The sequence below is a fragment of the Corynebacterium aquilae DSM 44791 genome (assembly GCF_001941445.1).
In the GTDB taxonomy this organism is placed as follows: Bacteria; Actinomycetota; Actinomycetes; order Mycobacteriales; family Mycobacteriaceae; genus Corynebacterium; species Corynebacterium aquilae.
Window position 1 is genome coordinate 170,836 of sequence record NZ_CP009245.1, and the last position, 16,439, is coordinate 187,274.

Here is a 16,439-nt window from a genome sequence, read left to right on the forward strand (position 1 = left end):
GCCAAAGCCCACCCCGCGATCCGCGCACAGCGTTTCCCCACCACCCACCACCCACACGCAATGCGCAAGCAGCAACGCACAACGCCCCGCCCGCACCACCGCAGTGGCGCGAACGGGGCGACAATGCACAGCCCACAGCCCACAGCCCACAACGAGCTGCACAACATGCTGCACGTACCAGCGCAACCCGGCCAAGCGCACGCCCGGCCACGACAACGCTAGCTCAACGCGCGGTTGATGGAGCTGGTGACAGCCTTCAAGGACGCGTAGGTAATCGAACCGGCGATACCCACACCCCAGCTCTTTGCGCCATTGACCTCAGCCAGAATGTAGGCCGCAGCCTCAGCATCATCGCCAGCGGTCCGGGCGTGCTGAATGTACTCCTGGATCTCCACATCAATGCCCAAAGACTCCAGCGCGTTCGCATACGCCGCCAACGGGCCATTGCCCTGGCCAGTGACCTGCTTTTCCTCCCCGCCCACAATCAGGCTGGCAGTCACCGTCGCGTGATCATTTTCCGTCTGCGCAGCATCCACCCGAATGGCGATCTGCTCCACCGGGGAGGTGTGGTTCAGATACTCCACAGCGAAAATGTCCCACATCTGCTTCGACTCGACCTCGCCACCTTCAGCATCGGTGACGGCCTGCACCACAGAGGAGAACTCCACCTGCATCGGGCGCGGCAAATCCAGGCCATGATCCGTCTTCATGATGTAGGCGACACCACCCTTGCCGGACTGGGAATTCACCCGAATCACAGCCTCGTAGGAACGTCCCACATCCTTCGGGTCGATCGGCAGGTACGGAACCTCCCACTGCTCTTTGCGCATTGCCTCCGCGGGCACCGCACTGTGGGTCGCACCCGGAGACACCTTCGCCGCCATCGCATCCAGGCCCTTGTTGACCGCATCCTGGTGCGAGCCGGAAAACGCGGTGAAAACCAAGTCGCCACCATAGGGATGACGCTCCGGGACCCGCAGCTGGTTGCAGTACTCCACCGTGCGGCGAATGTAATCAATATCGGAGAAATCAATCTGCGGATCCACCCCCTGGGTCAGCATGTTCAGGCCCAAGGTCACCAGGCACACATTGCCGGTGCGCTCACCATTGCCGAACAGGCAGCCCTCGATACGGTCCGCGCCGGCCATGTAGCCCAACTCCGCGGCCGCCACACCAGTACCCCGGTCGTTGTGGGGGTGCAGCGACAAAATGATCGAATCGCGGCGGTTCAGATTGCGGCTCATCCACTCAATGGAATCCGCGTACACATTCGGGGTGATCATCTCCACCGTCGACGGCAAGTTGATGATGATCGGATTCTCCGGCGACGGATCCATCACCTCAACCACCGCGTCGCACACCTCCTTGGCGTACTCCAACTCGGTGCCGGTGTAGGACTCCGGCGAATACTCCCACCGCCAATTCGTCTCCGGATAATCCTTCGCGATCTCCTTGATCAACTCCGCAGCATCGGTCGCCAGCTTCTTCACGGCCTCACGATCCTTGCGGAACACCACCCTGCGCTGCAGAATCGACGTCGAATTGTAGAAGTGAACAATCACATTCTTCGCGCCCTGGCAGGCCTCAAAAGTACGGCGAATCAAATGCTCACGCGCCTGCACCAACACCTGAATGGTCACATCGTCCGGAATGCGATTTTCCTCAATAATGTGGCGCACGAAATCGAAATCGGTCTGCGACGCCGACGGGAAACCAACCTCGATCTCCTTGTAGCCCATATCCACCAGCAGGTCGAACATGCGGCGCTTACGCTCCGGGGACATCGGATCAATCAACGCCTGGTTACCATCGCGCAGATCCACCGCACACCACTGCGGGGCACGGGTGATCGTCTTATCCGGCCAGGTGCGATCCGGCAGGCTGATCTTCTCAACCTCCTCAAAAAACGGCTGGTAACGATTCACCGGCATCGAAGAATTACGCTGCTGATTCCACGCCGCCTGCCCCTCGGCACGAGGGCCACGAGGAGTAGTGATGGAAGCCGGAGCGGAGAAAAAAGTATCAGGGCTGGTCATGAGAAAAAATCCTTAGAAAAAACAACAGCGCGGCCGCGCTTGAGGGATACAACAAGGCACAAAACAAAACCTCCACGCCCGCACCAACGACAGCCACCACGGTTCCCTGAAACATCTTGGTCGCTGACAAGACCACCCGCAGCACATCCGCCCCCATTCACCCGCGAACGGGGGTGGAATACGGCGAAAACAAGAAAAGGAAACCGCACGGCGCACGGGGCACGCCCGGTGAAAGGGGAAAAGGTTTGGCCGGCAACACCTGCGCCACACGGGGCGCGCACACAGCGCGCCGGGGCGCTTAACCGCGACGGGGGCCGGCCACGAGAAAAGAGGTTTTCTCGGGTGGGGCTGGAGTGAGGAGCTTCTAGGAAAACCTAGAAGGTTGGAGTCCCGCCGCGGCGACGAAGGTCTTGCCCGGCGAGTAGTCGCCGGAGGAGGTGTTGCATCAACATGGTGTGTAGCTTACACCACAATTGCCCATAGGGTGGAATGGGTATCCCAAAAATGGGGGTGTGTGGGGTGCGCGGTGCCGCCTCCCAGCGAAAAAACGCCACACCGCCTAAAGTGCACAACCATGCCCGCCCGCACCAACACCCCCACCAAAGAATCGATGCCGACACGCACCCGGGCCGTCGACGCCTTTCTCATCACAGCCCTCATAGGCGCCATCAAACTGGGGGTGCTGGCACTATTTAGCCACCGCACCGGCAAAAGCATCAACGCAGCACTTGCCGAATGGGACGCCAAGTTCTACATGGGCATCGCCGAAGGCGGCTACTTTCACCCCACCCAACCCCCCATCGAAGGCCCACCCCACGAACGTGCACTGGCCTTCTTTCCCGCCTTCCCCGCACTACTGCGCGCACTGCACACCATCAGCGGCGCCGACTACCTCACCCTCGGCACAACCATCAGCCAAATCCTCTCCTTCGTAGCCTGCCTAGGGATAATGACCCTCGCCGCCCGCAGCGGACTCGGCCGCACCGGCCAAATCGGGGCAGGAATACTACTACTAGGCGCCCCGCTCGCAATCACCATGATCATGCCCTACTCAGAAGCACTGTTCATGGCGCTATCCACCTGGGCACTCGTCGCCATCATCGACCGAAAATGGCTCACCGCCGGCGCCTTGACCATGCTTGCCGGGCTGGTACGCCTCACCGCAGTCGACCTCGTCGCGGTCCTCGTCCTCATCGCCCTCTACACCACCTTCACCCGCGGCCAAAACCTCTGGCGCGCCTGGGGTGCCGTCGCCATCTCCCCAGTCGGCATCGCCAGCTACCTCGCCTACGCCAACCACCACCTAGCTAACGCCGGAGGCTACTTCACCATCCAACGCCAAGGCTGGCACTCCTACTTCGACTTCGGCGCCGCCACCCTACGCTTTTTAGCCCGCGTATCCTTCGACAACACCTCCATCATCGGCTACTACCTCTCCGCCGTCATCATCATCGCCGCCGCCATCGCCGTCCCCGCCACCTGGCCCAGCGTGAAACGGGCAACCCTACCAGTAGAAATCTGGCTATTCGGCGCCGCCGTAGCCGCCAACATGCTGCTCTCCGACGGCATCATGCACTCCCGACCCCGCCTCCTGCTACCCGCCTACCTCCTGCTCATCCCCCTCGTAGGCGAGATCACCCACAAACGCAGCAGGCCCGCACAAGTCGCCATCGCCACCGCATATGTTGCCTTCGGTGCATGGATGAGCGCCTACTTCCTCACCGTCTTCCCCTGGGCCATCTAAACCCCACACCCCCAAAAACCACCCACAAAGCCTGCACACAGGCCGCACAACCAAGCCCGCGACTAAGCAATACCCTTGCGCGACAACACCACCGTGCCAGCAATCATCGCAACCAACGCCGCAGCCATCGCAAACCAACCAGCCCCCTGCACCTGGAACTTCTCACCCAAAACCAGATAACCAAGGGTAAACGCCACAATCGGCTCAGAAATCGTCATCGCCGGCAAACAATTACGCAACGCCCCCGCATTAAAAGCATATTGCTGAATCACCGTGCCAAGCGTCGCCGCCAACACCAAAGTGACAGGCTCCCAGTTCGTAGCCAAACCCCACCAACCAAAGTGCACAAAAATATCAACCGTCGCCTTAGAAAGCACCGCAACATAACCAAACAAAGCGCCAGTAGCAATACCCAACAACAACGACTTCTCACGCGGAATCTGATTAGAGGCGTACTTAATCAACACCGCAAGAGCAACCACCCCAACCGCCAAAGACGGAATCCACCGACTCAACGGAGGCTGCGCCAAACCAGGAGAAGGCTTACCCAACATCACCAACACGCCCACCGCAACCGTCAAAATCGTCGCCCACAGCATCTCCTGACGAGAAATACGACGCCCATCCCACCGGGCAGACATCGGCAACGTCAACATCAACTTCAACACCAACACCGGCTGCACCACCAACAAGGTGCCGAAACCAAGCGCCACAATCTGCAGCCCATAAGCAATCAAAGCCGTCGAGGTGCCAGCCCACCACAAAGGCCGACGAATAGCCGACAAAAACGCCTGATGCCCATCATCAGGAGCCTCCTCAGCAATGCGATGCCGCACCACAGTGCCCCACGCAATAGTCATTGCGGAGGCGAATGCGAAAGCAGCAGCAAGGAAGTTGGAATGCACCCGCACCACGGTAATAGACAAACGTGTTGAACGCGCGAAAGAACCGGCCCTAACGGCTGAAAATGCTTAGAAACTCACATTCCACACCACCGACACGCCCAACCGCACAGCCAGCCCCCCAGCACGGCAACAACAGGACCACACGGTGCGGGGGTGGGGCTAAACACTAAAACCGGTCGCTCGGTAGGCTACGATAGCGACTGATAAAACACCGCATATGCAGCACCAAAAAATGGCGCGAAAACCACCACACGCCCACAAGGGCTAGAGGAACAAGCTTCGCGCCAGCGCCAGGTGAGCTCCCAGGGGCGCGCCGGGTGGTCTGGGGATTATTCCTGGGCTTTTGGTGGCGCAGTGTGGTGGGTTTTCCTCGTTGATATCAGGCACGCGAAGAAAGAAGGCTTACCCACAGTGGCCCTAGTTGTGCAGAAATACGGCGGTTCCTCTCTGGAAAGCCCCGAACGAATCCGCAGCGTCGCGGAACGCATTGTCGCCACCAAGAAGAAAGGCCACGATGTCGTTGTGGTGTGCTCCGCTATGGGCGACACCACCGACGAGCTGCTGGATTTGGCGGCCGCCGTCAACCCGATTCCGCCCGCCCGCGAGATGGACATGCTGCTGACCGCCGGTGAGCGTATCTCCAACGCGCTGGTTGCGATGGCGATTGAGTCCTATGGCGCCAAGGCGCAGTCCTTCACTGGTTCCCAGGCTGGTGTGATCACCACGGAACGTCACGGCAATGCCCGCATTGTTGACGTCACCCCGGAACGTGTTCGGGAAGCCCTCGACGAAGGCAAGATTTGCCTCGTTGCTGGTTTCCAGGGCGTGAACCGTGAAAGCCGTGACGTGACCACCCTCGGTCGCGGTGGCTCCGACACCACCGCGGTGGCTTTGGCGGCGGCATTGAATGCCGACGTGTGTGAGATCTACTCCGACGTCGACGGTGTGTACACCGCCGACCCGCGCATCGTCCCCAATGCGAAGAAGCTGGAAAAGCTGTCGTTTGAGGAGATGCTGGAGCTTGCTGCCGTCGGCTCCAAGATCCTGGTGCTCCGCAGCGTGGAATACGCTCGCGCTTTTAATGTTCCGATCCGAGTTCGCTCGTCTTATAGCAACGATCCCGGCACCCTGGTGGCCGGCTCAATGGAGGATATCCCCGTGGAAGAAGCAACGCTGACCGGTGTCGCCACCGACACCTCCGAAGCCAAGGTCACCATCCTTGGCATCCCTGACACCCCCGGCGAGGCCGCCAAGGTGTTCCGAGTTCTCGCCGATAACGAGATCAACATCGACATGGTGCTGCAAAACGTGTCCTCCCTGGAGGACAACCGCACCGACATCACCTTCACCTGCCCCCGCGCCGATGGCCCCCGTGCCATGGAGCTGCTCAAGCGCCTCCAGGCGGAAGGCGTGTGCGAGAACCTGCTGTACGACGATCAGATCGGCAAGGTCTCCCTGGTGGGTGCCGGCATGAAGTCCCACCCCGGTGTGACCGCCGTGTTCTGCGAAGCGCTGCGCGATGTTGGCGTGAACATCGAGCTGATCTCCACCTCCGAGATCCGCATCTCCGTGCTGCTGCGCGAGGCTGACGTGAAGGTTGCCACCAAGGCAATTCACGAAGCTTTCGAGCTTGGTGGCGACGAGGAAGCCACCGTGTACGCGGGAACCGGCCGCTAACTTTCCGGGTCTTTCCTCGCAGTTTCTCCGACCGCCCCACACCTTTGCTATGCAATAAGGTGCGGGGCGGTTTTCGCATTCCTTGCAGCGCATAGTTGCAGGGTGGGGGGTAAGGGGGTGAAAACATAGGTGAACCTAGGCTTGCTTTCTGCTTAGGATGACAAATGTCCATCTAAGCCAGGCAAGCCAAACCATAGTGCCGCCTGGGTACAGCACAGCTTCACCGTTGGAGAAACACATGAACCACACCCCGATGCGCAGCCGACTCGCAGGCACCATCGCCGCCGCCGCACTGGCCACCGCCGGCATTATCACCGTCGCCCCGACCCTGCCGGTCGCCAACGCTGCCAGCACTGACGTTGCCGTGCGCGAAGGCATGTTCTTCGTCAAGCCCGCCGAGGATGCAGCAGCCTACCAACCCCACATGAACCGCCTGCTGCAGGTCTCCGCCCTGCGCCACGCCTACCACTCCGGCGCCTTTGAGCAGAAATACGCCGACTACTTCAACGCCACTGAGCAGCAGCGCGCAGCCGCCGAGCTGTCTGAGCGCCAGTGCTACCTGGCAAAGGCACGTCTTTCCCTAGCAATCATGGCAGTAGAAGGTGACGCAGAAGCCCGCGGCTTGGACATCGATAACGTGGGCATCGATAAAAGCACCACCGAGCAAGCCGCCAAGATCCTGCAGCGCGGTCGCGAGGGTAACCAGGCGCTAAAGGACGAATTCGACTCCGAGGGATCCAACCAGGTGCCGAAGAGTCTCACCGACCGCACCAAGCTTTTTGCCGATGGCGGTGGCCGACTCAACGACCTGGTGAAAGAAATGGGCGAGCCGGGCTTTAAAAACCCTGAATACAGCGCCTACCAGGTCATTGATTACGGTGTCGAAGAGGCTTTTATGAAGATGTCCTTCGCCGAAAATCAGACTCCTGAGTTTGCCCGCACCCTCACCGTCACCAAGGCCGATCCGCTGAAGATGGACAGCTTCCCCGCCGGTGTTGCCCTGGCCGAAGGTGGACTCAACAAGGTGGCCCTCGAGCTGAAATTCCCGGATACCTCCGCGCCGAAACCCCCGGCAGCCCCCGCAGAGCCTACCCAGCCGGCGAAGCCTGAAGCTCCGGCAGTGCCCGCGGAGCCTACCCAGCCGGCAAAGCCTGCGCAGCCTGAAACTCCGGCAGCGCCCGCGGAGCCCACTCAGCCGGAGAGGCCAGTGGCAAGCAAGCCGGAGACCCCGGCTCAGCCCCAGAAGGTTGTCACCACCACCGTCACTGTCGTGCAGGGCGCTCCGGCGCCGAAGCCTGCTCCGAGTGCCGCTGGTGAAACCCAAACCACCACCGTGACCGTGACGGCCACCCCGCAAGCTAAAGCCCCGCAGGAACAGGGAAGTACTGCGCTGAAGGACGAGAAGTCTCCGCTGCGCTTCCTGCTCTCCCTGCTCACCGTCGGTGGCTTGCTGGCCCTGCTGGGTCAGTGGCTGCACAGCGCTGGCCTACTGCCTCGCTAATTTAAGCCGACTGCCCCGCCAGCTCTTTGTGAGCAGGTGGGGCAGAACTCTGCCCGCACACTCCGCAGCCGGCTGTATCCCACCTGCAGCCACTTTCGGAAGGGATACCTGAAGCAAAAGCAGCACTGTTGCGCAGGTATGCTCTAGAAAAAGCACTAAATCCGCAAGGAAAGGCATTTCTTCGCCATGACCACCATTGCAGTTGTCGGCGCAACCGGCCAGGTCGGCCGCGTGATGCGCGACATTCTCGTCGAGCGTAACTTCCCGGCTGACACCGTCCGATTCTTCGCCTCCCCGCGTAGCGCCGGCACCACCCTGGATTTCCGCGGTGAGCAGATCACCGTTGAGGACGTCACCAAGCAGACCGAGGAAAGCCTCAAGGGGATCGACATTGCTGTCTTCTCCGCTGGTGGCGCCGCATCCCGCGAATATGCCCCGCTGTTTGCTGCTGCGGGCGCGACCGTGGTGGATAACTCCTCCGCATGGCGCAAGGACGACGAGGTTCCCCTCGTCGTGTCTGAGGTAAACCCGGAAGCCCTGCGCAACATTCCTAAGGGCATCGTCGCGAACCCTAACTGCACCACCATGGCCGCCATGCCGGTGCTCAAGCCGCTGCACGACGCAGCCGGCCTGGTGCGTCTCCACGTCTCCTCCTACCAGGCCGTGTCTGGATCTGGTCTCGCAGGCGTAGAAACCCTCTACCGTCAGATTCAGGAAGTTGGCGACAAGGCCACCGATATGGCGCACGTGGGCGGGCAGCTGGATAACAGCGATCTCGGTCCCTACGTCAAGCCCATCGCTTTCAACGCCCTGCCGATGGCTGGTTCTCTCGTCGACGACGGTTCCTTGGAGACCGATGAGGAGCAGAAGCTGCGCAACGAATCCCGCAAGATTCTTGGCGTGCCTGAGCTGAAGGTTGCGGGTACCTGCGTGCGCGTTCCCGTGTTCACCGGACACACCCTGACCATCCACGCCGAGTTTGACAAGGCAATCACCCCGGATGAGGCCGTGGCCATCCTTGAAAAGGCTGAGGGGGTGCGCGTCGTTGACGTTCCGACTCCGCTGGATGCCGTTGGAACCGATCCTTCCCTCGTTGGCCGTATCCGCCAGGATCAGTCTGTCGATGACAACAAGGGCCTGGTTCTCGTGGTCTCTGGCGACAACCTGCGTAAGGGTGCTGCGCTGAACACCATCCAGATCGCAGAGCTACTCGTTAAGTAGGCCAGAAGCTGGCTTATGCCGGCTTGAAACCTCCGAAGCTTCCCCTCGCCACTTTTTCCGCTGTGGCGAGGGGAAGCTTTTGTCAATGGAGGCTTGAATCTAAGCTTCTGTGCGCCGACTGGTGCGGGGTAAGAAAAGAGGGCGTGGGTTTGGGGAGTAGGGGAGGGGAGGGCTTCCCGGCATGCGCAAGTAGAAGAAGTGTTAATAGGTTTTTGGGTAAATAATAGGCATTAGGCGACTTAACAAAGTTAGCTGCAGTAAGAAGTTTTTTAGGGCTAAAAGTTAGCTTTAGGGGTGCTGCACAGGGAAAATCAAGGTTCAAACACTCCACCTAGGCAATATTTTGCACATGATAGAAGGCTCATGTTTTAGTGACGGCGCCGGCCCGGTCAGGGACGGGACTTAAAAAGGAGTATTTAACCAGTGCATTTATGTTTAAGATTGGCCAGGCGATGTGCTGGGTGAGTGGATTTTGGAGGTTTTGAGTCCAAGTTTCCCTCTAAATGTTGTCTGTGAAACCTTAGAAAAGGCTTTAATCTACCCAAGTGTGTCACAGGGAATGCACCCCCCTATGGGGGTGGGGGTATTTTCTTTGTGAATCTGTGACCAGCATAAATGTGTTGGTATGGAAAATATATTCATGTCCTAGTTGTTGACATGTAGCAGCTCCCCTACCCTTTAGGCAACTAGAAAACTGACCACAGTTATAGGGTCTTCCACGCAAAGTGGGAGGGGAGAAACGTGAAACACACCCGAAGCAGTAGCCCAGTGGCCCGCACCGCGCGCGCCGCTGCAGCCTTGCTATCCGTCGCCGCACTCTTTGGTGTCGGCGGGGGCCCAGTAGCGCTGGCAGAAGAAACCGCCGTCGAAGCCGTAGTCACTGAGACCGAGGTCGTCACCGAGACGCAGCCGGCCGAGGAGGACGCGCAGCCCTCTGCGGACACTGCTGAACCCGAGGCGGAGGTCGCCACCGTTGAGATGGCGCCGGAAGAGGTCGTCGTCGATGAAGACGGCGTCGCGGTCGAAGGGGAAGATCCCGAAGAAGGTGGAATGCTCGGCATTCAGAGCATCGACTTCCCGCCATCACCGGAGTTTGAACTTCCACCAAAATCCCCCAACCCGCCGCTGCCGCGGGCCTGTGGCCTGAAGATCGGTATGGTCTTCGACGTTTCTGCATCCCTGGATAGTCGGGAACAGGCTCAGGCACAGCGAGCCGCGAAATCGCTGGTGTCCGCCCTCGAAGGCACCGCATCCTCTGTCGGTCTGTTTTCTTTTGCGACGAACGCATACACCGCCACCGTGAACGGGCGCCCAGTGGTCGACGCTCCGATCGATAGTGCAGCTGGCGTGAGGTTGGTCAACACCGCGATCGACAACATCGGTCGCTACTACTCCAACCAGAACTTCAACGGCGGTACCAACTGGGAAGGCGCGCTGAATGAGGTGCGCAACTCCGGAGTGGATTACGACGTCGTCTTCTTCATCACCGATGGTCGCCCCACCGCCACCGACCCCGCTTCGGCTGCAGTGCGTGATTACCGGTTCAACGGCCCAACGGTCTCGCAAGGTAGGCGCCCGGCATTCACCAACACCATCGCCGGTGGCCTGGACGCTAACTACACCGATGTCTACAAGGCAATGGAAGCCGCAAATAAGCTGAAGGACCAGGGCGCCCGCATTGTGCCGATTGGTGTGGGCATGCCGCGTGAAATTGAATTGCTGCGCGATGGCTTCGCCACGGCTCCCCTTCTAAATCGCGATGGCTACGCCTACATTGACCAGACCAGTTGGGGTGGTTACCTCGGGAGCTTCGGTACTACCTCCCGGAGAAACGCAGTTTACGATTCGACCACTGCCCGCGACATGCTGTCGAGTGTTTCCTCCGACGATGCTGTGCTCACCATTCGTAACTACAGCGAGCTCGAGGAAGCGCTGGTGAAGGCTGCTTCTGAGACCTGTAACCCTACGGTCTCTGTGCGTAAGCTCATCGTGAACGAATTTGGTGAGACCGAGTCCCGCGGCGTCAACTGGGAGTTCACTCCGTCCGGCCCGGCAGTTCTTCCCACCGATTCGGACGCTAAGCGCACCAACAACAATGGTTTCGTGTCCTGGGAGACCTCCAAGGGCAACAAGATCGTCGTCGCTGAGACCCAGCAGCCCGGCTACAGCATCTTCCCTGTGGACAACGGAAAAAATGCTGAGTGTTGGCAAAACGTCACCGATAACTACGGTCGGGTGACTCGTAAGCCAGTTCCGGTAGAAAACGTCACCAACGGTTTCTCCCTGGTGACCAGTACTCAGGACTACGGTGCGATCACCTGTACGGTGCGCAACTACACCGCCCGCACCGGCAGCTTCTCCGTTTCCAAGATTTTGAAGGGCTCCGGCAAGGATCTTCCCGGGATTAAAGACCGCACCTTCGACATGGGTTATGCATGTTGGAAGGACGGGCAGGTTGGCGCAATTGACAACCCCGACTACGAAGGTGAACTTCAGGGCGTTGGCGCTAATGAGTCGCGCAATATCGACACTGTTCCCGCCGGCTCTAAGTGTTGGCTGTACGAGAAGCCAACTGCTTTCGATGAGCTGCCTGACAACGTCAATGGCTTCGTCTCCTACGGCGGCTATGGCGTGGTCACCCGTGAAGTTCGGGAACGCAACCTCGGCAAGGTAGCTGAATTCACCGTGCGTGAAGGCAGCGAGATCGCCGTGAAGGTGATCAACAACTACGATGCAGCAAACTTCTACGTGCAGAAGTTCGCTTACAAGGACCCCGCTGGTCAGAACAACCCGCACATTGGTGAAACCCAAGTCATCAACGGTAACGGTGAAGTAGCCGTCAAGTACTGGCTGCGCGTCACCAACGGTTCCGACCGCATCGGTACCTCCGGGGCCTTGACCGACTACTTCACGGTGCCTAGCGGCATGGTGTGGGACGGCAACAAGACCGCCACCATCGAGGCGCTGCCCGGTAACAATGCTCCCCGCGTGAGCGACATCCAAAACTTCAAGCAGACTGCCACGAAGGACCAGCTCGCCAACGGTTTCCAGATCACTTCTGGAATTGAGAACTTCCCGGCTCGTGGAAGCCAGCTGTTCGAAATCACCATCCCGCTCAAGGCGGACACCACCACCTCCGAAAGCGGCGAAACCCAGTACGACATCCACAAGGATCAGCTGGAAGCCTGCGTGGATCGCGTGACCAACGGTATGCGCCACACCCGCTCCGGTGGCGGTATCTTCAACCGCGTCGAGCTGGTCGATGAGGACATGACCTCCACTCCGATCCCGGAGCAGGACAACCGAGCCTGTGTGCCCGTGACTCCTTCGACTGAATGGAAGAGCGCTAAGCAGGCGCGTGGCGAAAACGGTGAGTGGGCACCCGCCGGTACCACCGGTGCGACCGTGCTTCCGGACGACAGCGGAAACATCACCGCCGAGTACCGCATTGAGGTCACCAATAAGTCGCTGGTTGCTGCCCGCAACGCCGACATTCGTGAGACCTTCACTCTGCCCGAAGGCTTCACCCTGACCAAGGCGGAGCTCGCCTACAGCCCGCTGCCCAAGCCGGAGCCAAACTCGGGTAACTACTACAACCTCGATCTCGAACGGTTGATGAAGAACCCGGATAACCCGAATTTGCTGGACTTCTACATCTCTGAAGATCCCGCAAAGTGCCCCTACATTGTGGATCCGGATGCGAGCTACCGCGACGGTGACGACGCGCCGCGCTGGTGCCGACCTACCTACAGCCCGCAGAGCACTCAGCCGGGCAAGAGCTTCTACTACTACCTGAAGGTCACTGCCCGCGCGGATAAGGCCAATAAGGAGCAGAAGGTCAACGCCGGCGAATGTGAAAACTCCGGCGACGGCACCCCGGGTAAGGGTCTGTTCAACGCCGTTCGTCTGCCCGGTTCCGACGAGCCGACCGATGATAATGACGCCTGTGTGCCGGTGGAGTTCCCCTCCTGGGAGATCTCCAAGTCTGCCGAAGGCGACAATGGCTTCAACGAGCCGGGCACTGCCGGCTCGGCAGTCAAGCCGAACGCCAAGGGTGAGGTGACCACCACCTACCGCCTGGATGTGCACAACACGTCGAACAATGAGCAGAAGACCCCCGAGGTTGAGGATGTTCCTTCGATCCCCGAAGGTTTCGAATTGGTGGATGTGAAAGTCACCGATAGCGCTCAGTCGACCAAGCCTGAAGATCTGGGCAAGGCAATCGCGTTGCAGGATGGCAAGCTCATCATCAACAGTGGCGAGGCATGTGAGCAGAATTCCGACACTGGTGCCGGATTCTGCCCGCAGGTCACCAAGTTGCCTGCCGATGGCCACCACTACGTTTACGTAACGGTGACGGTTAAGGCGCCGCTCGATAAGCAGACCGTTTGGGACAACCTGGGCGAATGTGAAAAGAGTGGAAACACCTTCACCCCCGGCAAGACTCTGGTCAACAGCGTCAAGCTGCCGAAGTTCCCCGGCGATCCGGTGAACGACAACGAGGTGTGTGTCCCGATTGAGCACCCGAAGTGGGAGATCAAGAAGGCCGCTGCCAACAGCGAGGGCGGCTTCAACGCCGACGGCACCGCTGGTGCCCCGGTCATCGCCGATGAAAATGGTCGCGTCGTCACCAATTACCGCGTGACCATCAGCAACACCGGTAAGGCCGCTGGCCAGACCCCGAAGGTCGAAGACACCCTGGGCATCCCTGAGGGCTTCACCGTCGAAAAGGTCCTCGTCCAGCAGGGCTCCGCCGGTGATAACGGCACCAAGGTGCCCGCCGGCGAAGGCCAGGACATCTCCGTGGGCGCGGACAATCTCCTGGTAATCCACTCTGGTGCTGAGTGCGCGGCAAGTGAGAAGCCCGCCGACGGTTTCTGCCCCCGTACCGATGCCTTGGAGCCCGGAGCCTCGACGTTCATTTACGTCAAGGTCGTTGCCCGTGGTCCGGAGGACGCTTCCGCTGAACAGTGGAAGAAGGTTGCCGAGTGTGAAGCCTCCGAGGGTGGCTTTACCGAGGGCAAGGGCTTCCTGAATACGGTTACTTTGCCTAGCGACCCGAAGGAGCCGACCGAGGACAACGAGGTCTGTATCCCGGTGAACAAGCCAGGCTGGGACATCAAGAAGTCTCCGGCGACCACCGACAGCAAGTACCCGAGCGGCTACGGCCCTGCTGGTGGTACCGGCACCGAGGTCAATCCCGATGAGGATGGCAATGTCACCATCAACTACCGCATCGATTTGAGCAACACCGGCCAGCAGGCTCAGAAGCGCCCGAAGTTCACCGATAAGCTCACGATTCCGGATGGCTACAAGGCGTCTGCGGTGCTGATGGCTGACAGCGAAGATCCCAATGTTCCTGCTGATGAGAAGTTCACCAGCGTGGTGCCCAAGGATGGTGTCGTGACCATCACCGAGGATGCTGAGCAGTGTGCGCAGCAAGCCACCGACGTGTACTGCGGTTCGCGAAAGGCCCTTGTCAAGGAGCTTGAGCCCGGCATGAACCACTACTACTTCTTCCGTGTGGTGGCCTCCCCGGAGTCCGATATCACTGAGGAGCAGAAGAAGATTGCCGGCGAGTGTGAAACCTCTGAGACCGGTACCCCGGGTAAGGGTTTCTTCAACCGGGTGGATCTGCCTGGTGAGACCGGCGGTAAGGACGACAACGATGCCTGTGTTCCGGTGAAGCCGGGCGAGGGCACCATCGATGTCATCAAGTTCAACCTCGACGGCAGCATGAAGCTTCCGGGTGCCGAGTTCACTATCTACCCGGATAACAACGGCTCCCCCGATACCGGTACCGCCATGGTGCTGGCACCGAAGCAGGTTGTCGACGGCAATGTCGTCGATGAGGCCGCCCCGGCTGAGGAGGCTGTTGGATTCAAGTCCGGCCCGCTGCAGTTCAACAAGGTCTACTGGTTGAAGGAGACTAGGGCTCCTTACAACGAGAAGGAGGCTTACCAGCTGCTGCCTGAGTCGATGAAGTTCCGCCTCACCGCGGACGGCATCGAGGTCTGGGATAAGGGCTCTGGAAAGTTCTTGGCCCCCAGCGAGGATGAGAAGTCGGTGCTGGGAGACAGCTACCGCATTAAGCTCACCAGCGTCAGCGTCTTCGATACTCGCCTGGGTGAACTGCCCAAGGCTGGTGGCATCGGCCACTGGACTCTTGCGGCGGGAGCCTCCCTGCTGATTATGATGAGCCTGGTGATGGCCTACCGCACTCCTGCAGTGCGACGCTCACGCGCCTAACATTGAAGGCGTGCACCCCATAGACTTCGCCGAGTAGCCAACTCGCTCGGTGATGCGATGAACACCCCGGTCCTGTGATTCCCGTGCAGGCCCGGGGTTTCATCTGTAGATGGCAAAAAAATTACAGCCACCTCGCAAGAAGGGGAAGTGGCTGTAAGCGTTGCGTGCCAACCGCGCGGTGGGGAGAGCCGGGGTGTGCAGGCGAGATGTCTGAGGGAGCTGCCTAGGCTTGTTTGCGGCCGGTGTTTCCGGCTTGTTGGGCGCCGATGAGGTCGGCGCGCGCCCGGGCTACTCGGGAGCGGATCGTGCCGACGCGTACGCCGGCGATTTTGGCTGCCTCGTCGTAGGTGTAGCCCAGCACCTGAGTCAGGATGAGGGCCTCCCGGCGGTCTGGGTCCAGATCGTCGAGCAATAGTTGGGCGTCCACCCAATCGGTGAAACTGCCCGGAGTGGAGGTCGAAATGGTTTCGACCTCGGTGCCGGACTTGCGGGGGCGCGCCATGTCGTGGCGGATGTTGTCCACCCACACTCGGCGGGCGAGCGAGAGAATCCAGGTGCGCGCGGAGCTGCGGGCTGCGAATCGTGGCAGGGCGCCCATGACGCGCAAATAAGTCTCCTGGGTGAGATCGTCGGCGATTTCCGCGCCGCCCAGATGGGCCAGGAGTCGCCACACATCGCCCTGGGTCAACCGAATGAATTCGGTCAGGGCTTCTTTGTCACCGCGACCTGCGCGCAGTGCCAGAGCGGTGACGTGTGCGTCATGCTCTTCGGAATGGTGGCTCATAGTTTTAGCATTCTAGCAGGCACGGGACAGGTTTTTGGTGCTGGGTTATGGCTGGTGGCGGTGCTGTGCGGGGTGGGGGAGGGTGCTGTGCGGGGTGGGGGAGGGTGCTGTGCTGCGGTTTTGTCCTGTCGTGGCGGTCGGAAGTGAATGTCACTAAGGTGGCGGATAGAGGTAAACCTTGCCATAAGCAGCAAAAATAGGTTTTCTACAAATAAAAATAATCTATTTTGCGGGTTTGCCTTTCATGGTGTACGCTATGAATCATCCGCCAGTCGATAGGCAAAAACCTAAGTCGGGTAAGACTTGCACCGCGGACCAGCCC

General features: G+C 59.8%; 8 protein-coding genes. 5 read left to right on the forward strand and 3 right to left on the reverse strand.

Features of this window, described 5'->3' with window-relative positions:
- Positions 1-218 precede the first annotated feature (218 nt).
- On the reverse strand, positions 219-2,036 hold the full coding sequence (gene leuA / locus CAQU_RS00700; RefSeq protein WP_075724356.1) for a 2-isopropylmalate synthase: 1,818 nt from the start codon (positions 2,034-2,036) through the stop codon (positions 219-221).
- Between the two features lie 574 nt (positions 2,037-2,610).
- On the opposite strand from leuA, the gene CAQU_RS00705 reads away from it, so the two are divergent.
- Entirely contained in the window at positions 2,611-3,780 is a 1,170-nt protein-coding gene (locus tag CAQU_RS00705) for a hypothetical protein (RefSeq protein ID WP_084562645.1), read from the forward strand.
- A gap of 62 nt (positions 3,781-3,842) precedes the next feature.
- Here the strand turns inward: CAQU_RS00705 and CAQU_RS00710 are convergent, their stop codons facing one another.
- The gene (locus CAQU_RS00710; RefSeq protein WP_075724358.1) at positions 3,843-4,685 is read right to left on the reverse strand and encodes a DMT family transporter; all 843 of its coding nucleotides are present in this window, start codon (positions 4,683-4,685) and stop codon (positions 3,843-3,845) included.
- A gap of 411 nt (positions 4,686-5,096) precedes the next feature.
- On the opposite strand from CAQU_RS00710, the gene CAQU_RS00715 reads away from it, so the two are divergent.
- The 4 genes from CAQU_RS00715 to CAQU_RS00730 all read left to right on the forward strand — a co-directional run bounded on the left by CAQU_RS00715 (position 5,097) and on the right by CAQU_RS00730 (position 15,333).
- Entirely contained in the window at positions 5,097-6,362 is a 1,266-nt protein-coding gene (locus tag CAQU_RS00715) for an aspartate kinase (RefSeq protein WP_075724360.1), read from the forward strand.
- Between the two features lie 238 nt (positions 6,363-6,600).
- Positions 6,601-7,863 (forward strand): hypothetical protein, encoded by a 1,263-nt coding sequence (locus tag CAQU_RS00720; RefSeq protein WP_075724362.1) that lies wholly within the window; start codon positions 6,601-6,603, stop codon positions 7,861-7,863.
- A gap of 186 nt (positions 7,864-8,049) precedes the next feature.
- The gene (locus CAQU_RS00725) at positions 8,050-9,084 is read left to right on the forward strand and encodes an aspartate-semialdehyde dehydrogenase (protein ID WP_075724364.1); all 1,035 of its coding nucleotides are present in this window, start codon (positions 8,050-8,052) and stop codon (positions 9,082-9,084) included.
- 741 nt (positions 9,085-9,825) lie between these two features.
- Positions 9,826-15,333, forward strand: a complete 5,508-nt coding sequence (locus CAQU_RS00730; RefSeq protein ID WP_157108836.1) for a DUF5979 domain-containing protein — start codon at positions 9,826-9,828, stop codon at positions 15,331-15,333.
- Between the two features lie 223 nt (positions 15,334-15,556).
- Here the strand turns inward: CAQU_RS00730 and CAQU_RS00735 are convergent, their stop codons facing one another.
- Positions 15,557-16,117, reverse strand: a complete 561-nt coding sequence (locus CAQU_RS00735) for an RNA polymerase sigma factor (RefSeq protein WP_075724368.1) — start codon at positions 16,115-16,117, stop codon at positions 15,557-15,559.
- Between the last annotated feature and the right edge of the window lie 322 nt (positions 16,118-16,439).

What these genes read in the sequence shown, in the direction of transcription:
- CAQU_RS00720 (WP_075724362.1), top strand. Translation starts at nt 6,601, where the DNA reads ATGAACCACACCCCGATGCGCAGCCGACTCGCAGGCACCATCGCCGCC.
- CAQU_RS00705 (WP_084562645.1), top strand. Translation starts at nt 2,611, where the DNA reads ATGCCCGCCCGCACCAACACCCCCACCAAAGAATCGATGCCGACACGC.
- leuA (WP_075724356.1), bottom strand. Translation starts at nt 2,036, where the DNA reads ATGACCAGCCCTGATACTTTTTTCTCCGCTCCGGCTTCCATCACTACT.
- CAQU_RS00725 (WP_075724364.1), top strand. Translation starts at nt 8,050, where the DNA reads ATGACCACCATTGCAGTTGTCGGCGCAACCGGCCAGGTCGGCCGCGTG.
- CAQU_RS00735 (WP_075724368.1), bottom strand. Translation starts at nt 16,117, where the DNA reads ATGAGCCACCATTCCGAAGAGCATGACGCACACGTCACCGCTCTGGCA.